This is a genomic window from Pseudomonas sp. MOIL14HWK12:I2 (genome assembly GCF_000510745.1).
Classification (GTDB): Bacteria; Pseudomonadota; Gammaproteobacteria; order Pseudomonadales; family Pseudomonadaceae; genus Chryseomonas; species Chryseomonas oryzihabitans.
Genome location: NZ_AZOA01000016.1, coordinates 77,336 through 95,413, shown reverse-complemented (window position 1 = coordinate 95,413; position 18,078 = coordinate 77,336). Strand labels below are relative to the sequence as shown.

At 66.0% G+C, this 18,078-nt stretch carries 19 protein-coding genes; 17 read left to right on the top strand and 2 right to left on the bottom strand.

Features of this window, described 5'->3' with window-relative positions:
- Nucleotides 1-14 precede the first annotated feature (14 nt).
- The 10 genes from fabD to PSK12I2_RS0114945 all read left to right on the top strand — a co-directional run bounded on the left by fabD (nucleotide 15) and on the right by PSK12I2_RS0114945 (nucleotide 8,215).
- Entirely contained in the window at nucleotides 15-950 is a 936-nt protein-coding gene (gene fabD / locus PSK12I2_RS0114990) for an ACP S-malonyltransferase (RefSeq protein ID WP_007160599.1), read from the top strand.
- Between the two features lie 15 nt (nucleotides 951-965).
- Nucleotides 966-1,709: a 3-oxoacyl-ACP reductase FabG gene (gene fabG, locus PSK12I2_RS0114985; protein WP_007160598.1), complete on the top strand. Its 744-nt coding sequence runs from the start codon at nucleotides 966-968 to the stop codon at nucleotides 1,707-1,709.
- 167 nt (nucleotides 1,710-1,876) lie between these two features.
- Entirely contained in the window at nucleotides 1,877-2,113 is a 237-nt protein-coding gene (acpP, locus tag PSK12I2_RS0114980) for an acyl carrier protein (RefSeq protein ID WP_007160597.1), read from the top strand.
- Between the two features lie 137 nt (nucleotides 2,114-2,250).
- Nucleotides 2,251-3,495 (top strand): beta-ketoacyl-ACP synthase II, encoded by a 1,245-nt coding sequence (gene fabF, locus PSK12I2_RS0114975; protein ID WP_007160596.1) that lies wholly within the window; start codon nucleotides 2,251-2,253, stop codon nucleotides 3,493-3,495.
- The gene (gene pabC / locus PSK12I2_RS0114970) at nucleotides 3,495-4,307 is read left to right on the top strand and encodes an aminodeoxychorismate lyase (protein WP_027599031.1); all 813 of its coding nucleotides are present in this window, start codon (nucleotides 3,495-3,497) and stop codon (nucleotides 4,305-4,307) included. Before fabF ends, pabC begins: the two co-directional genes overlap by 1 nt.
- A gap of 3 nt (nucleotides 4,308-4,310) precedes the next feature.
- Nucleotides 4,311-5,369: an endolytic transglycosylase MltG gene (gene mltG / locus PSK12I2_RS0114965; protein WP_027599030.1), complete on the top strand. Its 1,059-nt coding sequence runs from the start codon at nucleotides 4,311-4,313 to the stop codon at nucleotides 5,367-5,369.
- The gene (gene tmk, locus PSK12I2_RS0114960; protein WP_027599029.1) at nucleotides 5,366-6,004 is read left to right on the top strand and encodes a dTMP kinase; all 639 of its coding nucleotides are present in this window, start codon (nucleotides 5,366-5,368) and stop codon (nucleotides 6,002-6,004) included. Before mltG ends, tmk begins: the two co-directional genes overlap by 4 nt.
- On the top strand, nucleotides 5,997-6,980 hold the full coding sequence (locus PSK12I2_RS0114955) for a DNA polymerase III subunit delta' (protein WP_027599028.1): 984 nt from the start codon (nucleotides 5,997-5,999) through the stop codon (nucleotides 6,978-6,980). The genes tmk and PSK12I2_RS0114955 overlap by 8 nt, the downstream gene beginning before the upstream one ends.
- A gap of 39 nt (nucleotides 6,981-7,019) precedes the next feature.
- Nucleotides 7,020-7,376, top strand: a complete 357-nt coding sequence (locus PSK12I2_RS0114950; protein ID WP_017641886.1) for a PilZ domain-containing protein — start codon at nucleotides 7,020-7,022, stop codon at nucleotides 7,374-7,376.
- 56 nt (nucleotides 7,377-7,432) lie between these two features.
- A complete protein-coding gene (locus PSK12I2_RS0114945) occupies nucleotides 7,433-8,215 on the top strand; it encodes a TatD family hydrolase (RefSeq protein ID WP_027599027.1) in 783 nt (260 codons plus the stop codon).
- A 215-nt stretch (nucleotides 8,216-8,430) separates the two neighbouring features.
- Here the strand turns inward: PSK12I2_RS0114945 and PSK12I2_RS0114940 are convergent, their stop codons facing one another.
- Complete coding sequence (locus tag PSK12I2_RS0114940; protein WP_027599026.1) at nucleotides 8,431-9,561, bottom strand: aminotransferase class V-fold PLP-dependent enzyme; 1,131 nt, start codon at nucleotides 9,559-9,561, stop codon at nucleotides 8,431-8,433.
- A gap of 171 nt (nucleotides 9,562-9,732) precedes the next feature.
- Between PSK12I2_RS0114940 and PSK12I2_RS0114935 the strand changes: the two genes are divergently transcribed.
- The 4 genes from PSK12I2_RS0114935 (at nucleotide 9,733) to PSK12I2_RS0114920 (ending at nucleotide 12,683) form a co-directional block, all read left to right on the top strand.
- The gene (locus PSK12I2_RS0114935; protein ID WP_007160588.1) at nucleotides 9,733-10,374 is read left to right on the top strand and encodes a TetR/AcrR family transcriptional regulator; all 642 of its coding nucleotides are present in this window, start codon (nucleotides 9,733-9,735) and stop codon (nucleotides 10,372-10,374) included.
- Nucleotides 10,375-10,440: 66 nt separating this feature from the next.
- Complete coding sequence (locus tag PSK12I2_RS0114930) at nucleotides 10,441-11,409, top strand: GTP 3',8-cyclase MoaA (RefSeq protein ID WP_027599025.1); 969 nt, start codon at nucleotides 10,441-10,443, stop codon at nucleotides 11,407-11,409.
- Between the two features lie 87 nt (nucleotides 11,410-11,496).
- Complete coding sequence (locus tag PSK12I2_RS0114925) at nucleotides 11,497-12,111, top strand: DUF4823 domain-containing protein (RefSeq protein WP_115946467.1); 615 nt, start codon at nucleotides 11,497-11,499, stop codon at nucleotides 12,109-12,111.
- Between the two features lie 11 nt (nucleotides 12,112-12,122).
- Complete coding sequence (locus tag PSK12I2_RS0114920) at nucleotides 12,123-12,683, top strand: DUF1285 domain-containing protein (RefSeq protein WP_027599023.1); 561 nt, start codon at nucleotides 12,123-12,125, stop codon at nucleotides 12,681-12,683.
- Nucleotides 12,684-12,714: 31 nt separating this feature from the next.
- Here PSK12I2_RS0114920 and PSK12I2_RS0114915 read toward each other — a convergent pair whose 3' ends face one another.
- Nucleotides 12,715-14,364 carry an electron transfer flavoprotein-ubiquinone oxidoreductase gene (locus tag PSK12I2_RS0114915; protein ID WP_027599022.1) on the bottom strand — a complete coding sequence of 550 codons (1,650 nt, stop codon included), beginning with the start codon at nucleotides 14,362-14,364 and terminating at the stop codon, nucleotides 12,715-12,717.
- 292 nt (nucleotides 14,365-14,656) lie between these two features.
- On the opposite strand from PSK12I2_RS0114915, the gene PSK12I2_RS0114910 reads away from it, so the two are divergent.
- The 3 genes from PSK12I2_RS0114910 to PSK12I2_RS0114900 all read left to right on the top strand — a co-directional run bounded on the left by PSK12I2_RS0114910 (nucleotide 14,657) and on the right by PSK12I2_RS0114900 (nucleotide 17,989).
- Nucleotides 14,657-15,409: an electron transfer flavoprotein subunit beta/FixA family protein gene (locus PSK12I2_RS0114910; protein WP_027599021.1), complete on the top strand. Its 753-nt coding sequence runs from the start codon at nucleotides 14,657-14,659 to the stop codon at nucleotides 15,407-15,409.
- Complete coding sequence (locus PSK12I2_RS0114905; RefSeq protein ID WP_027599020.1) at nucleotides 15,409-16,338, top strand: electron transfer flavoprotein subunit alpha/FixB family protein; 930 nt, start codon at nucleotides 15,409-15,411, stop codon at nucleotides 16,336-16,338. Before PSK12I2_RS0114910 ends, PSK12I2_RS0114905 begins: the two co-directional genes overlap by 1 nt.
- A gap of 217 nt (nucleotides 16,339-16,555) precedes the next feature.
- Nucleotides 16,556-17,989 (top strand): PLP-dependent aminotransferase family protein, encoded by a 1,434-nt coding sequence (locus PSK12I2_RS0114900; protein ID WP_027599019.1) that lies wholly within the window; start codon nucleotides 16,556-16,558, stop codon nucleotides 17,987-17,989.
- Nucleotides 17,990-18,078: the final 89 nt, after the last annotated feature.

Sequence of the window (18,078 nt, the reverse complement as noted above, 5' to 3'; positions counted from 1 at the left end):
CAAGAGACCTGCCTATGTCTGCCTCTCTCGCTTTCGTCTTTCCCGGTCAGGGCTCCCAGGCCCTGGGCATGCTGGGTGAGCTGGCCACGCACCACGCACTGATCGGTGAAACCTTCGCCGAGGCCTCCGCCGTCCTCGGCTACGACCTCTGGGCGCTGACCCAGCAGGGCCCGCAGGAGTCGCTCAACCAGACCGACCGTACCCAGCCCGCCATCCTGACCGCCTCCATCGCGCTGTGGCGTCTGTGGCTGGCCGAGGGCGGCGCCAAGCCGGCCTATGTCGCCGGGCACAGCCTGGGCGAATACTCGGCACTGGTCGCCGCGGGCAGCCTGCCGTTCGCCGAGGCGGTCCGCCTGGTGGCGCGCCGGGGTGAGCTGATGCAGCAGGCGGTGCCGGCCGGGCAAGGCGGCATGGCCGCCATCCTCGGTCTGGAAGACGCCCAGGTGCTGGCCGCCTGTGCCGAAGCCGCTCAGGGCGAGGTCGTCAGCGCAGTCAACTTCAATGCTCCCGGTCAGGTGGTGATCGCCGGTGCCGCCGCGGCGGTGGAGCGCGCCATCGAGGCCTGCAAGGCCTTGGGCGCCAAGCGCGCCGTGGCCCTGCCGGTCAGCGTGCCCTCCCATTGCGAACTGATGCGCCCGGCGGCCGAGCGCTTCGCCGAGGACGTGCGTGGCTGCACCTGGAGCCAGCCGCAGATTCCGGTGGTGCAGAACGTCAATGCCGGCGTCAACACCGACCTGGACAGTCTCCAGCAGGACCTGCTGGCCCAGCTGTACAGCCCGGTGCGCTGGGTCGAATCCGTGCAGTACTTGGCGGCCCAGGGCGTCACCCACCTGGTGGAGTGCGGCCCCGGCAAGGTGCTGGCCGGTCTGAACAAGAGATGCGTCAAGGGCGTGGAAACGCTGGCCCTGGACACCCCCGACGCCTTCGCCGCCGCTCGCGCGGCTTTTTGAATCGAGGAAAACGAGATGAGTCTGCAAGGTAAGGTCGCCCTGGTCACGGGCGCTACCCGTGGTATCGGTCAAGCCATCGCCCTGGAACTGGGTCGGCTGGGCGCCACCGTGATCGGCACCGCGACCAGCGAGGCGGGCGCCCAGCGCATCGCCGAGTCGCTCAAGGCCAACGGCATCGAAGGCACCGGCCTGGTGCTCAACGTGTCCGACAACGCCTCCGTCGCGGCCGCCCTCGAGCAGGTCCAGACCCAGTTCGGCGCCCCGTCCATCCTGGTCAACAACGCCGGCATCACCCGCGACAACCTGATGCTGCGGATGAAGGACGATGAGTGGTTCGACGTGATCGATACCAACCTCAACAGCCTGTTCCGCCTGTCCAAGGCCGTGCTCAAGGGCATGACCAAGGGCCGCTGGGGTCGCATCGTCAGTATCGGCTCGGTGGTGGGTGCCATGGGCAACGCCGGCCAGGCCAACTATGCCGCCGCCAAGGCCGGTCTCGAGGGCTTCACCCGGGCACTGGCCCGCGAGGTGGGTTCGCGCAACATCACCGTCAACGCCGTGGCTCCGGGTTTCATCGACACCGACATGACCCGTGAACTGCCGGAAGCCCAGCGCACCGCGCTGCTGACCCAGATCCCGGCCGGTCGCCTCGGCCAGGCCGATGAGATCGCCAAGGTGGTCGGCTTCCTGGCGGGCGAGGGCGCGGCCTATGTGACCGGCGCCACGATCCCCGTCAACGGCGGAATGTACATGAGCTGACCGGCGTTACCCCCGCGCGGCTATTGCGCTAAGCTGGTAAACTGTCGGACCAGCAATGGCCGCGCATACGTCTTGATGTCGCGTCAGCTTGAAATACGGAAATCCCTTTCTATACACTTACGCGCAATCCGTTGTGCGGATTTTTCCTTTAGGAGTGAGAACACGGTATGAGCACCATCGAAGAACGCGTTAAGAAGATCGTCGCTGAGCAGCTCGGCGTGAAGGAAGAGGAAGTTACCAACAGCGCTTCCTTCGTCGAGGATCTGGGCGCCGACTCCCTTGACACCGTCGAACTGGTGATGGCTCTGGAAGAGGAATTCGAGACCGAAATCCCGGACGAGCAGGCTGAGAAGATCACCACCGTCCAGGAAGCTATCGACTACATCGTTGCTCATCAGCAATAAGTAGTCGCCAGTTTCGGACACAAGAAGCCGCACGTCCTGTAGGGCGTGCGGCTTTTCTTTAGGTCCAAGGTCAAGATTGATGGAATCGGCTTTTTTTAAGAGGGGTGGCCGCCCCGGAAGGACAAGAGGAGTTGGGTGTGTCGCGTAGACGTGTCGTGATCACGGGTATGGGCATGGTATCGCCGCTTGGCGCCGATGTGGCGAGCAGCTGGGAAGGCATCCTGGCCGGTCGCAGCGGTATCGCGCCGATCGAGCATATGGACGTCTCTGCCTTCAGCACGCGGATCGGCGGATCGGTCAAGGGATTCGACGTGGAGCAGTACCTGTCCGCGAAGGAAGCCCGCAAGCTGGATCTGTTCATCCAATACGGTCTCGCTGCCAGCTTCCAGGCCATGCGTGACAGCGGTCTCGAGATTAACGATGGCAATCGCGAGCGCGTGGGTGTCGCCATGGGTTCCGGCATCGGTGGACTGACCAATATCGAGGCGAATTGCCAGTCGCTGCTCGCCCAGGGTCCACGCCGTATTTCCCCCTTTTTCGTACCGGGCTCCATCATCAACATGGTGTCCGGCTTCCTGTCGATCCACCTGGGTCTGCAGGGTCCCAACTATGCCATTGCCACCGCCTGTACCACGGCGACGCACTGCATCGGCATGGCGGCGCGCAACATCGCCTACGGTGAGGCCGACGCCATGGTCGCCGGCGGTTCGGAGATGGCGACCTCGGGTCTGGGTCTGGGCGGCTTCGGCGCGGCGCGTGCCCTGTCGACCCGCAACGACGATCCGACCCGTGCCAGCCGTCCCTGGGATCGCGACCGTGACGGCTTCGTGCTGTCCGATGGGGCCGGCGCCCTGGTGCTGGAAGAGTACGAGCACGCCAAGGCGCGGGGCGCCCGCATCTATGCCGAGCTGATCGGTTTCGGGATGAGCGCGGACGCCTTCCACATGACCGCCCCGCCGGAAGACGGCGCGGGTGCCGCGCGCTGCATGAAGGCGACCCTCAAGGACGCCGGTATCGCGCCGGAAGCGGTCGATTACGTCAATGCCCATGGCACCTCCACGCCGGCTGGCGACCTGGCCGAAGTGGCGGCCCTGAAGCAGGTGTTCGGCGAGCAGGCCAAGCGCCTGAGCGTGAGTTCGACCAAGTCCATGACTGGTCACCTGCTGGGTGCCGCCGGCGCGGTGGAGGCCATCTTCACGGTGCTCGCCCTGCGCGATCAGGTGGCGCCGCCCACCATCAATCTGGACAATCCCAGCGACGGCTGCGATCTGGACTTCGTGCCCCACGAGGCGCGGCAGCGGCCCATCGAAGTGGCCCTGTCCAACTCGTTCGGCTTTGGTGGCACCAACGGCAGTCTGGTGTTCCGGCGCTTCGACGCTTGATCCAGGACTGGCTCAATGGCCAACCGCTGGATCCCGGTCTGCAACGCGACCGGGGTCTGGCCTATGGCGATGGACTGTTCGAGACCATCGCGGTTCGCCGGGGCCAGCCACGTCTGCTGGACCGTCATCTGCAGCGGCTGGTCACCGGTTGCCAGCGGCTGCGCCTTCCCTGCGATGTCGCTCAGCTGGACGCGGAGATCCGCGCCTATGCGGCGCTGCTGGGAGAGGGCGTCGCCAAGCTGCTGCTCACCCGCGGTGACGGCCTGCGCGGGTATGCCCCGCCCGCCGAGCCCGAGGTGCGGCGCCTGTTGCTGGGCTCTCCCGTCCCGGCCTATCCGGCGGCCCATGCCATCGAGGGCATCGACCTCTATCCTTGCACCACCCGCCTGGCCCGTCAGCCGTTGCTGGCCGGACTCAAGCACCTGAATCGACTCGAGCAGGTCCTGGCGCGGGGGGAGTGGAATGACCCCCGCTATGCCGAAGGCCTGATGCTGGATCAGGACGGCAGGCCGATCGAGGGCGTGTTCAGCAATCTGTTCCTGGTCCGCGCCGGGCGGCTGCTGACCCCCGCGCTGGACGGCTGTGGCGTGGCCGGCGTGCTGCGCGGTCTGCTGCTCGATATCGCTGCCCGGGAAGGCATCCAGGCCGAGGTCCTGCCGCTGGCGCTGGACGATCTGCTGGCGGCCGACGAAGTTTTCCTCTGCAACAGCCAGTACGGTATCTGGCCCGTGCGCCGGTACGCAGCCGCGAACTGGTCCGTGGGGCCGGTGACCCGTAAACTGCAAGGTTCGATAAACGAGATTCTGGAATAGCCGATGCGCAAGGCGAGAGCTCTGCTTACGGCGCTGCTGGCCGCTGGCGGCCTGCTGCTGGTCCTGGCCGGTTGGCGCCAGCACCAGGCGCTGATTCAGCCGCTGAAGGTCGACGGCGAGCAACTGATCGAGATCCCCAAGGGCGGAACCCCGGGGGGCAGTCTGCTGCGCCTGGAAGAGCAGGGCGTGCTTGATGGCGCCTTCTGGCTGCGCCTGTACTGGCGCTTCAATCTGGCCGGGCAGACGCTGCACAGCGGTGAATACCGCCTGACCCCCGGCATGACGGTGGAACAGTTGTTCAGCCTCTGGCGCAAGGGCGAAGTGGTGCAGTACGGGCTCACCCTGGTGGAAGGCTGGAATGTCCGTCAGGTACGCGCCGCCCTGGCGCGGCAGCCCAAGCTCGAGCACGACACCGCCGAGCTGGACGATGCCGCCCTGATGAAGCGCCTGGGCCTGGACGGCCAGCACCCCGAGGGGCGTTTCTTTCCCGACACCTATCGCTATGTGAAGGGCCAGCGCGAATCCGATCTGTTGCGCCAGGCCAACCAGCGCCTGCAGGCCGTGCTCGATCAGGAGTGGGAGGCACGCGATCCCGCGGTGCCCTACAAGGACGCCTACCAGGCACTGATCATGGCCTCGCTGGTGGAGAAGGAGACCGGCGTGCCCGAGGAGCGCGACGAGATCGCCGGGGTCTTCGTCCGTCGCCTGGCGGCCGGCATGCTGCTGCAGACCGATCCCACCGTGATCTACGGCATGGGCGAGCGCTACAACGGCCGCATCACCCGCGCCGATCTGCGCGAGCCCTCGCCCTACAACACCTATCTCAACGCGGGACTACCGCCGACGCCGATTGCCATGCCCGGTCGCGAGGCCATCCATGCGGCGCTGCATCCCAAGGACGGCGACAGCCTGTATTTCGTCGCCCGTGGTGACGGCAGCCATGTCTTTTCCAAGGACCTGGAGGCGCACAACCAGGCGGTTCGCGACTTCCAGCTCAAGCGGCGCTCCGACTACCGCTCCAGTCCCGCTCCGCAGACGCCCGACAGCAAGGAAACCCCATGACGGCAAACGGCCTGTTCATCACCCTCGAAGGCCCCGAGGGCGCGGGCAAGAGCACCAACCGCGACTATCTCGCCGAACTCCTCGGCAGCGGTGGGCGCGAGGTGGTGCTGACCCGTGAGCCGGGCGGCACGCCACTGGCCGAGCGCATCCGCGAGATCCTGCTGGCGCCGGCCGCCGAGCCCATGGCGGTGGATACCGAATTGCTGCTGATGTTCGCCGCCCGCGCCCAGCACCTGGCCCAGGTCGTCCGGCCCGCCCTGGCGCGCGGTGCCCTGGTGCTCTGCGATCGTTTCGTCGATGCGACCTATGCCTATCAGGGCGGCGGCCGCGGTGTGCCCGTGGAACGCATCGCCACCCTGGAAGCCTTCGTGCTGGGCGACCTGCAACCCGACCTGACCCTGGTCTTCGACTTGCCGGTGGAGATCGGCCTGGCACGGGCGGCCCGGCGCGGCGCCCTGGATCGTTTCGAACAGGAGCAGCGCGCCTTCTTCGAGGCGGTGCGCCAGACCTACCTGGACCGTGCCCAGGCCGTGCCGGCGCGCTATCGCCTGATCGATGCCTCGCGCAGTCTGGCCGAGGTTCAGGCTGAGCTGCGGGCCCTGGTCGCCACCCTGGAGCCGACGCCAGGTGGCTGACGTCTATCCCTGGCAGGAGGAGCTCTGGGCGCGGATCTGGCCCCGGCGACAGCATCCCCATGCCTATCTGCTGCATGGCCCGCGCGGCATCGGCAAGCGCGACCTGGCCGAGCGCCTGGCCGCGCTGCTGCTGTGCCAGGCGCCCCAGGGCGCTGCCGCCTGCGGCCAGTGCAAGGCCTGCGCCCTGCTCAGGGCGGGGACCCATCCCGATTACTGCGTGATCCAGCCGGAAGAGGCCGAAAAGCCCATTCGCGTTGATCAGATCCGCGGCCTGGTGGACTTCGTCTCCCAGACCGCCCAGCTGGGCGGGCGCAAGCTGATCCTGCTGGAGCCGGTCGAGGCGATGAACCTCAATGCCGCCAACGCCCTGCTCAAGAGCCTGGAAGAGCCCTCGGGCGCTACCGTGCTGCTGCTGGTGAGCCACCAGCCGAGCCGCCTGCTGCCCACCGTGCGCAGTCGCTGCGTGCAACAGGCCTGTCCGGTGCCCTCGCGGGCTGAAAGTCTCGCCTGGCTGGGCGAGCGCCTGCCGGACCTCGAGGCGGAGGTCCGTACCCAGTTGCTGGTGCTGGCCGGCGGCTCGCCGCTGGCGGCCCTGCGTCTGCATGGCGAGGACGTGCTGGCCCGCCGGGCCCTAGTGGTGGAGGGGGTCAAGCGCCTGCTCAAGCGCCAGGCGGCGCCCAGTCAGCTGGCCGAGAGCTGGAATGCCGTGCCCCTGCCGCTGCTGCTCGACTGGTTCTGCGAATGGACCCATGGTGTCCTGCGCCAGCAGTGGGGTGGCGCCGATGCCGAGGCTGCGCCGGACATGGCCAAGGTGCTGGGTTATCTGGCGGAGAAGAGCGCGCCGCACGAGGTGCTGGCCCTGCAGGAATGGCTGCATACCGAGCGGCAGAAGGTGCTGGGCAAAGCCAACCTCAACCGCGTATTGTTGCTGGAATCGCTGTTGATCCGCTGGGCCGGTCTGGTGCCCGGACGCTAGCGATCCGCGCGTCCGTCTTGTCTGTGTCGAGAGAATCTCATGAGTTTGCCGCAGAACCTGGGCCCCCGTAATGGCATCCTGTCCCTCACCATCAAGGACAAGTCGGTGCTCTACGCCGCCTACATGCCCTTCATCCGCAACGGTGGCCTGTTCATCCCGACCGGCAAGACCTACAAGCTCGGCGACGAGGTCTTCATGCTGCTCAACCTGATGGACGAGCCGGACAAGATCCCGGTCGCCGGCAAGGTGGTCTGGATCACACCCAAGGGCGCCCAGGGCAACAGAGCCGCCGGGGTCGGCGTGCAGTTCAACGAAGGCGACAATACCGCGCGCAACAAGATCGAAACCTATCTGGCCGGCTCGCTGAAGTCGGACCGTCCCACCCATACCATGTGACGCCTGCGCCGTCCCGCTCGGGGCGGGGCGTCGCTGCTGATTCAAGGCTATTTCCCGTGCACTTCGTCGACTCCCACTGTCACCTGGATCGACTCGATCTTTCCCTTCATGACGGCTCCCTGGATGCAGCGCTCGATGCCGCGCGCGCCCGGGGTGTCAGCCAGTTCCTCTGCATCGGCGTCGATGCCGACAATGCCCCCACGGTGCAGGCCCTGGCCGAACGCTATGCCGACGTCCACTGCGCCGTGGGCATCCATCCGCTGGATGCCGCTCAGGGCAGCGCCATCGATCTCGACTGGCTGCTGGCGCGGCTGGCCCATCCGCGCGTCGCCGCCATCGGCGAGACCGGCCTCGACTATCACTACCAGCCCGACACCGCCGAGATCCAGCAGCGCTCCTTCGCCCTGCACCTCGAGGCGGCTCGGCGCACGGGGCTGCCGCTGGTGATCCACACCCGCGAGGCGCGCGCCGATACCCTGGCCATGCTGGGGGCCGCCGACCTGCCGGGCGCCGGGGTGCTGCACTGCTTCACCGAGGACTGGGCAACGGCCAAGGCGGCGCTGGATCTGGGCTTCTACATCTCCTTTTCCGGCATCCTGACCTTCCGCAATGCCGCCGATCTGCGCGACGTCGCGCGCCAGGTACCGGCCGATCGCCTGCTGGTGGAGACCGATTCGCCCTATCTGGCGCCGGTGCCCCACCGCGGCAAGGCCAACCTGCCGCAATTCGTGGTCGAGGTCGCCCAGTGCCTGGCCGACGTGCGCGGGGTGTCCCTGGAAACCCTCGCCGAGCAGACCACCGCCAACTTCCACCGGCTGTTTCCCCGCGCCACCCTGTAGGCAAAAAATGGCCCGGGTATCCTGGGATACCCGGGCCGGACCAGCGGTTCGCCCAGACGGAGAGCCGCCTCCCTGGCCCGCGCCGCGGGGGTCGACGCGGCCAGTCACTTGAGTATTGGCCAGCTCGGGGAAAGGTCCAGTCGGGATTGGACGTTTTTTAAACAGTTTTGGAATAGCGCCGTCCCGACATTGGCTATCTCGGGCCTTTCAGGCCCTTAGAAGCGTGCCAGCGCCCCGATCAGATCCAGTGTCTGCTCCAGCACGTGCTCGCTGGTATAGAAATGCGGCGACAGGCGGATGCCCGGACCGCGTTGGGCGCAGACCACGTCGGCGGTCTTGAGTCGCTCGAACAGCTGGCGATTGTCCCAGCCCTCGAGCGAGAAGGTGAGGATGCCCGAGCGGCGCTCGGCAGTGACCGGTGAATGCAGGACGGCACCGGGGAGACGGCGGATATGGCTGTCGAGCAGTTCGATCCGTGCCAGCAGGTCTTTGCCCACCTGTTCCATGCCGGCATCTTCCAGCAGCGACAGACTCGCCTCCAGGGCCACCGCGCCAAGCATGTTCGGGCTGCCGCACTCGAAGCGCATCGCCGTCTTGGCCGGTTGCCATTCACGCTGGCTGTAGTCGCCGGCGTTGTCCAGCATGTGCCAGCCGTATTCGTGCAGCTTCAGCTGCTCGCGCAGATCGGCGCGGCAATAGAACACCCCCAGGCCTTCCGGGCCGAGCATCCACTTGTGGCCGTCGGCCATGGCGAAGGCGCAGTTGCAGGCCTGGGCATCGAAGGGCAGGGCGCCCAGTTGCTGGATGGCATCGACGCACAGCAGCACGCCCTTGGCGTCGCAGCCCTGGCCCAGCTGGGGCAGGTCCAGGCGCAGGCCGCTGGCGTACTGCACGGCGCTGATGGCCATCAGGCGGGTGCGCGGACCGCAGGCGGCCAACAGATTGGCCTCGGGGGTGTCACCCAGGCCGACTTCCACCACCTCGACGCCAAAGCGCGCCAGGGCTTCCCAGACCACCCGGTTGGAGGGGAACTCCTCGTCGCTGATCACCACCTGGTCGCCGCTCTGCCAGTCGAGGCCGAAGGCGACGAAGGAGAGAGCCTCGGAGGTGTTCTTCACCAGGGCGATGTCGCTGCTGGACGGCGCATTGAGCAGGCGGGTCAGGCGCTCGCGCAGGCGCTGTTCCATGACCAGCCAGGTCGGATAGTTGCGCGCACCGTACTGGCAGTTTTCGGCGGCGAATTCGGTGACGGCCTGCGCGGCGCGCTTGGGCCACGGGGCCACGGCCGCGTGGTTGAGGTATCTCATGGCGTAGGCCTGAGGGAATTCGTGCTTCCAGGAAGACATTGACTCGATCCGTACAATCTGGGTGTGATGGGGCATAATAAGGGGCGCGCCCGCGCGGTTCACCGATGCTTTCGGTGCAGCTCGCCCAAGGTGTGACGAAGTGCCGGTATGCCGAGGGGTGACTGGCGATTCGAAGGCCCTATCCCTTTTCAAAACAACAAGTGGGCTGCCATGCAGAAAGAATCCCGCAAAGTCCGCGAGTTCCGTCGCCGCGAACAGGAAATCCTCGATACCGCCCTGCAGCTGTTTCTCTCCGAAGGAGAAGACAGCGTCACCGTCGAGATGATCGCCGAGGCGGTCGGTATCGGCAAAGGCACCATCTACAAGCACTTCAATTCCAAGGCCGAGATCTATCTGCGGCTGATGCTGGATTACGAACGGGACCTGGCCGAGCTGTTCCAGTCGGACAACGTTGCCCGCGACCGCGAGGCGCTCTCCCGCGCCTATTTCGAATTCCGCATGAGCGATCCGCAGCGCTACCGCCTGTTCGATCGCCTCGAGGAGAAGGTGGTCAAGACGCGGCAGGTGCCCGAACTGGTCGAGCAGCTGCACAGCATCCGCACCTCCAACTTCCAGCGGCTGACCAGCCTGATCGAAGGCCGCATCGACGAAGGCAAGCTCGAGGACGTGCCGCCCTATTTCCACTACTGCGCCGCCTGGGCGCTGGTGCACGGGGCCGTGGCCCTTTACCATTCGCCGTTCTGGCGCGACGTGCTGGAGGATCAGGAAGGCTTCTTCCAGTTCCTCATGGAGATCGGCGTTCGCATGGGCAACCGGCGCAAGCGAGACGTCGAAACGCCTGTCCGATCCTAGGGTCCGATAGAGGCGAGGGATGCCGCGCCATCCCTTTTCTCTTGTCCCACTGGAGTAACCCCCAAGATGATCGTCGACCGCCAGGGTAGGGCGTTTCGCAACTTGCGGATCAGCCTCACGGCGGCCTGCAACTATGCCTGTACGTACTGCGTGCCCAACGGCAAGCGGCTCGTGGCTGCGCAGGACGAACTCAGTGCCGAAACCATGGCACGGGGCGTGGAATACCTCATCGATGCCGCCGGTATCGAACGGCTGCGCATCACCGGGGGCGAGCCCCTGGTCACGCCGCGGCTGGAACCCTTTCTCGCCCGCGTTTCCCAGCTCGGTCTCAAGGACATCAGCCTGACCACCAATGGTCAGCTGCTGCCGCGCAAGCTGGATTTCCTCATCGACCACGGCATCCGCCGGCTCAACGTCTCCCTGGATACCCTCGATGCCGAGGCCTTTCCGCGTCTGGCGCGGGGGGGCGATCTGGCCACAGTGCTGGCCGGACTCGAAGCGGCCCGTGCGGCCGGTCTCAAGATCAAGCTCAACATGGTGCCCCTGCGTGGCCAGAATCTCGATCAGGTGCTGCCGCTGCTGGACTACTGCCTGGAGCGCGGCTTCGAACTCAGATTCATCGAGCTGATGCGCATGGGCCACCTGGCGAAGGATCCGGTCGCGTTCAACAACCAGTTGGTCTCCCTGGCCGAGTTGCTGGAGATCATCGGCTCGCGCCATGCCTATGTGCAGGCCGATGCGCCGGTGGACTCCACGGCGCTGCGCTACCGCGTCGAGTCGGGTGGGCATTTCGGCGTCATCGCCAATGAAAGCGTGCCCTTCTGCCGGACCTGCTCGCGACTGCGGCTGTCGTCCACGGGCTGGCTGCACGGCTGCCTGTCGTCGAGCAACCGCCACTATGTCGGCGATCTCTTGGACAAGCCGCGGCACCTGGCGCTGCCGGCGTTGCAGCGGCTGCTGGTCAAGGCGCTGGGCGACAAGCAGGACGTGGCCTTCTCGGGGGGCGTGACGGTCATGAAGATCATCGGCGGCTGATCTACCCGCTGCGCCTCAAGCTGGCGCGAAAGCTGCTAAGGCCCCTGTATCGACGGCAACTTGGCGCCGGACAGGGGTCTGCTTTCCATGGTCACACTGCGTTTTCTGTTCATTTCCGTGCTGCTGGCCGCTCTGGGTGGCTGCATGAACGTCAGCGACATGGCGTCCGGGGTCGAGTACCACCTGCGCGATGCGGGGCTGCTCGACTACAGCAAGACCCAGCGGCTGAACAACTTTCGGCTGCAGGCCGACTCCTACATCTACATAGCCCAGGGCGCCTTCGTGCCCCTCGGCCATCCCTATGCCCGCCCGAACGTGGTGGCGGAAGAGGCCTTCAAGGGCTTCGTGGAGTATTTCCCCCGGGTGCGTCGGGCGGACAAGCCGGAGGGCTTCGACGAGGCCATGGCCAAGGCCCGCCAGCTTGGGGCCCACTATGTGCTCTACACTCGCTTCGCCGGTGCGGACGATCGCATCGGGACGTGGGAAGAGTGGGAAGACCAGGACGACATCGGCCGGGTAGGGCGCGATCGCAGCGTCGTGCAGATGATGCTGGTGGAGGTCGCCACCTTCCGCCTGGTGGACACGGCGCGGATCCGCAGTCGTGGCGGCTTCCTGACGTTCTATGACGAGCGTCCGGAAGACCTGCTCGGACCGGCGCTCAACCAATACGCTCAACGCCTGCTGGGGTTGGGCAGCCGCTAGAGGAGAAGGACGTGAGCCAGGTCGATGTGACGCGCAACCTGCTGGCGCAGTTGCCAGCTGCGGAAGAGGGCCGGCTGCCGCCCGTGGAGCTCTGGCATCCGCCCTTCTGCGGCGACATCGACATGCGCATCGCCCGGGACGGCACCTGGTATCACCAGGGCACCCCCATCACCCGACCGGCCATGGTGCGGCTGTTTTCCACCATCCTGCGCCGCGATCCCGAGCGCTTCGTACTGGTGACGCCGGTGGAATGCGTGGGCATCCAGGTGGAAGACGCGCCCTTTCTGGCCGTGGACGTCGAATGGCGTGGCAGTGGCCAGGAGCAGACCCTGGATCTGGTTACGAACGTGGGCGACAGGGTCGCCGTCGATGCCGAACATCCATTGCGCTTCGAGGAGCAGGATGACCAGCCGGCACCCTATGTGCGGGTGCGTGGCGGTCTGGAGGCGCGGCTCAATCGGGCGGTGTTCTACCGGCTGATGGAGAGGGTCGAGGAGAGTGACCACGAGGGCCGTTCCTGGCTCGGTCTCTGGAGCCGTGGCAGCTTCTTTCCCGTAGCGCCCGCTGAATGAAGAAAGGGCCCCTCGGGGCCCTTTCTTACGCTTACATGTTGGGGTAGTTGGGGCCCCCGCTGCCTTCCGGCGCCACCCAGGTGATGTTCTGCGCCGGGTCCTTGATGTCGCAGGTCTTGCAGTGGACGCAGTTCTGGGCATTGATCTGGAAGCGCGGCTCGCCGCCATCGCGGACCACCTCGTAGACGCCGGCCGGGCAGTAGCGCTGGGCGGGTTCGTCATACAGCGGCAGGTTCTGCGCGATGGGAATCGAGGGATCCCTGAGCTTCAGGTGAACCGGCTGGTCTTCCTCGTGGTTGGTGTTGGAGAGGAACACCGAGGACAGCTTGTCGAAGCTCAGCTTGCCATCCGGCTTGGGATAGCTGATGCGTGGCGCCTCGTCGGCCTTCTTCAGGCAGGTGTGGTCCATGCGCCGATCGTGCAGGGTGAAGGGCAGGGCGCCCCCCAGCAGGTTGTGCTCGACGAAGGCGAAGGCCGGGCCGAGCAGCGGACCGAACTTGTGCATGGCCGGACCGAAGTTGCGGCTGGCATGGAGTTCCTCCTGCAGCCAGCTGCCCTTGAAGCCATCGACGTAGCCCTGAAGTTCATCACCTTCGCGACCGGCCGCCAGCGCGGCGACGATGGCGTCGGCGGCGAGCATGCCGGACTTCATGGCGGTATGGCTGCCCTTGATCTTGGCCGGGTTCAAGGTGCCCAGGTCGCAGCCGATCAGGGCGCCACCGGGAAAGACCATCTTCGGCAGGGAATTAAGGCCGCCCTTGACCAGGGCGCGGGCGCCGTAGGAGACGCGCTTGCCGCCTTCCAGGTACTGGGCCACCACCGGGTGGTGCTTGTAGCGCTGGAACTCGTCATAGGGCGAGAGGTGCGGATTGCTGTAGGCCAGATCGACGATCAGCCCGACCACCACCTGATTGTCTTCCAGGTGATAGAGGAAGGAACCCCCCGGGTTCTCCTTGTCCAGCGGCCAGCCGGAGGTGTGGATCACCAGGCCCTGCTCGTGCTTGGCCGGGTCGATCTCCCACAGCTCCTTGATGCCGATGCCGTAGTGCTGCGGATCGGCGCCTTCGCCGAGCTTGAATCTCTGGCCCAGCTGCTTGCCCAGATGGCCACGGCAGCCCTCGGCGAACAGGGTGTACTTGCCGCGCAGTTCCATGCCGGGGGTGTAGACCCCCTCCTTGGGCTGGCCTTCGCGATCCACGCCCAGGTCGCCGGTGATGATGCCGCGCACCACGCCCTGCTCATCGATCAGCGGCTCCTGGGCGGCAAAGCCCGGATAGATCTCCACGCCCAGGGCTTCGGCCTGCTGGCCCAGCCAGCGGCAGAGGTTGCCCAGGGAGATGATGTAGTTGCCCTCGTTGTGCATGGGCTTGGGCACGAAGAAATTCGGTACCTTGGTCGCCTGACGCTCGTCCTTGAGCAGGTAGATGTCGTCGCGCTTGACCGGGGTGTTCAGCGGCGCGCCCAGTTCCTTCCAGTTGGGAAAGAGCTCGTCCAGGGCGCGCGGTTCGAAGACCGCACCGGAGAGAATGTGGGCGCCGACCTCGGAGCCTTTCTCGACCACGCAGACGCTGATCTCCTGGCCTTTCTCGGCCGCCTGCTGCTTGAGACGACAGGCCGCGGACAGGCCCGCGGGGCCGGCCCCGACGATCACCACGTCGAATTCCATGTATTCGCGTTCCACGGCTCACTCTCCTCAGGCAAAGCTCACGATCTGGTTATTTATGTAGGGGTGCAACAAAAGACTTCATTATATCCCGCGTGCTCCCTGGCACCCATTCAAACGTTTGTTTAAATTTTCTGCAAGCCTGTTAGACTCGGGAGTTACTGGCCCCTGACGGACTGTCGCGTTGACCCCTGCTGCCGTGGAGGTCAACATAAGAAGAATTTGCAACAAGGTTGGAGCGGCAGGGGTCGTGTCCAACGCAAGGCCGCCTTGGCGTCCTGTTTATTCACCAGAATAAATCGAGGGATTCATGAAGGTTCTCGTAGCTGTCAAACGCGTGGTGGACTACAACGTCAAGGTCCGCGTCAAGGCCGACCAGACCGGTGTCGACCTGGCCAACGTCAAGATGTCCATGAACCCCTTCTGCGAGATCGCCGTGGAAGAAGCGGTGCGCCTGAAGGAAAAGGGTATCGCCAGCGAGATCGTGGTCGTGACCGCGGGTCCCGCCCAGGCGCAGGAGCAACTGCGTACCGCCCTGGCACTGGGCGCCGATCGCGCCGTGCTGATCGACACCGGCACTGCCGAGCTGTCGTCGCTGACCACTGCCAAGCTGCTCAAGGCCGTGGTGGACAAGGAACAGCCCCAGCTGGTGATCCTGGGCAAGCAGGCCATCGACAGCGACAACAACCAGACCGGCCAGATGCTGGCGGCCCTGACCGGCTTCGCCCAGGGCACCTTCGCCTCCAAGGTGGAGCAGGCCGGTGACGGCCTCAACGTGACCCGCGAGATCGATGGCGGTCTGCAGACCGTGGCGCTCAAGCTGCCGGCGGTGGTGACCACCGACCTGCGCCTCAACGAGCCGCGCTACGCCTCGCTGCCCAACATCATGAAGGCCAAGAAGAAGCCGCTGGAAACCCTGACCCCGGACGCCCTCGGCGTGGCGGTGAAGGCCTCCTACGAGGTGGTCAAGGTGGAAGCCCCGGCCGGTCGTCAGGCGGGCATCAAGGTCAAGTCCGTGGCCGAACTGGTCGAAAAACTCAAGAACGAAGCGAAGGTGATCTGATGGCCATTCTCGTCATTGCCGACCACGACAACGCCAACCTCTTCGGCGCTACCCTGAACACCGTCGCCGCGGCCCAGGCCATCGGTGGCGATATCCATGTGCTGGTCGCCGGCCAGAATGCCCAGCCGGTCGCCGACGCCGCCGCCAAGGTCGCCGGTGTCAGCAAGGTGCTCCTGGCCGACAACGCCGCCTACGCTCACCAGCTGCCGGAAAACCTTGCGCCGCTGGTGGTCGAGCTGGCCGCCAACTACAGCCACGTCCTGGCCGCTGCCAGCACCAATGGCAAGAACTTCCTGCCGCGCGTCGCCGCACTGCTCGACGTCGACCAGATCTCCGAGATCATCGCCGTCGAATCCGCCGACACCTTCAAGCGGCCGATCTACGCCGGCAACGCCATCGCCACCGTGCGCTCCACGGCGCCGATCAAGGTGATCACCGTGCGCGCCACCGGTTTCGATCCGGTCGCCGCTGAGGGCGGTTCCGCCGCCATCGAAGGCGTGAGCCTGGTAAAGGACGCCGGCATCTCCAGCTTCGTCGGCGAAGAGCTGGCCAAGTCCGACCGTCCGGAGCTGGGCGCCGCCAAGGTGGTGGTCTCCGGTGGTCGCGGTCTGCAGAACGGTGACAACTTCAAGATCCTCTACGCCCTGGCCGACAAGCTGGGCGCCGCCGTGGGTGCCTCGCGCGCCGCGGTCGACGCCGGCTTCGTGCCCAACGACATGCAGGTCGGCCAGACCGGCAAGATCGTCGCGCCGCAGCTGTACATCGCCGTGGGCATCTCCGGTGCCATCCAGCACCTGGCGGGCATGAAGGACTCCAAGGTGATCGTCGCCATCAACAAGGACGAGGAGGCGCCGATCTTCCAGGTGGCCGACTACGGCCTGGTGGGTGACCTGTTCGAATTGATCCCCGAGCTGGAAAAGGCCATCTGAGGCCCACCCTCGTGCAAGAGCCCGCCCCTTGGCGGGCTTTTTCATGGGCGCGACAAGCCCTCTGGCAGAGCCCCTGGCGTCAAGGAGGGGTGCGCCGGTTCCTTGTCGTTTTTGGACATTGCCGCCCCGGGAAGGGAAGGGTTAAGGTCAGGCCTAGCTGTACCGGTATACCTTCAGGGTAGCCTGCTACTGTTCCGCTTTCGTCCAGGAAGACGCCATGACCAATCTGTTGCTCTATCAGCGCATCGCCCAGCAACTGGCGAACGACATCCGCACGGGGGTCTACAAGCCCGGCGAACGGGTGCCTTCGGTGCGCAAGCTGAGCCAGCAGCTGGGCGTCAGTCATGCCAGCGTCCTGCAGGCCTATGCCACCCTGGAAGACCAGGGGCTGATCCGCGCCCGGCCGCAGTCGGGCTTCTATGTGCACCAGACCCCGGCGCTGACCGCGCCGACGCCGGACATCGCCACGGTGGAGCGGCCCAGTCTGGTGACCCGTGCCGGCATCATCAACCAGGTGCTGGCGGAATCACGGCGGGAAGGCGTGGTCCCCCTGGGCATGGCGGTACCCCAGCCCGACTATCTGCCGCTGCGGGCCCTGCACCAGCAGCTGTCCAAGGTCACCCGTTTCCAGGCCCGCGCGGCCTTTTCCTACCTGCACAGTCCCGGCTACGAGCCTCTGCGCCGCCAGGTCGCCATTCGCCTGCGCGATGCGGGGGTGGTGGTGGGGCCGGAAGAGGTGGTGATCACCCATGGCTGCGTGGATGCGCTGCAGATGTCGCTGCGGGTGCTGACCAAGCCGGGCGACCTGATCGCCACCGAATCGCCGTCCTACTACGGGCTGCTGCAACTGGCCGAGGTGCTGGGTCTCAAGGTGATCGAGATCCCCTGTGATCCGGATACCGGGCTCAGCGTGGAAGCACTGCAGCTGGCCGCGAGCCAGTGGCCGGTCAAGGCCCTGGTGGTGGCTGCCCGCCTGAGCAATCCCCTGGGGGGCAGCATGCCGGAAGCGCGGCAGAAGCAGCTGCTCAGGCTGGCCGCCGAGCGCAACATCGTCATCGTCGAGGACGACATCTATGGCGAGCTGACCTACGACAGTGGCTCCAAGGCACTCAAGGCCCTCGACAAGCAGGGGCGGGTCATCTACTGCTCGAGCTTTTCCAAGACCATCTCGCCGGGCGTCCGCATCGGCTGGGTGGTGGCCGGGCCCTACCAGGAAGACATCTGCCGCCTGCAGACCTTCACCACCCATTCCGCCTGCAGCGTGACCCAGATGGGCGTCTCGGCCTATCTGGAGAACGGCGGCTACGACCGCCACCTGCGCGCCATCCGCCAGGAATACCGGCGCAACATGACCGCCTTCCAGCTGGCGATCCAGGAGCATTTCCCCGAGGGCACCCAGATGAGCCGTCCCAATGGCGGCTTCATCCTCTGGGTCAGCCTGCCGGTGCGGGTGGATACCCGGCTGCTGCACCAGCGTGCCCTGGATCAGGGGGTGAGCATCGCGCCCGGCATGATCTTCAGCAACACCGACCAGTTCAATCACTGCATCCGCCTCAATTGCGGTCTGCCCTGGGGACGCGATGCCCAGCGGGCGCTGATGACCCTGGGCCTGCTCGCCCGTCAGCTCTGCCAGGAAACCCTGGCCGCCTAGCGGCAGGCCTGGAACCCGCCGTGGGGCGGCGGAGTCGGTTGTAGAGACTGACCCTGTCGCACCTGGTGCTCCACTCCGGGCGCGATGCC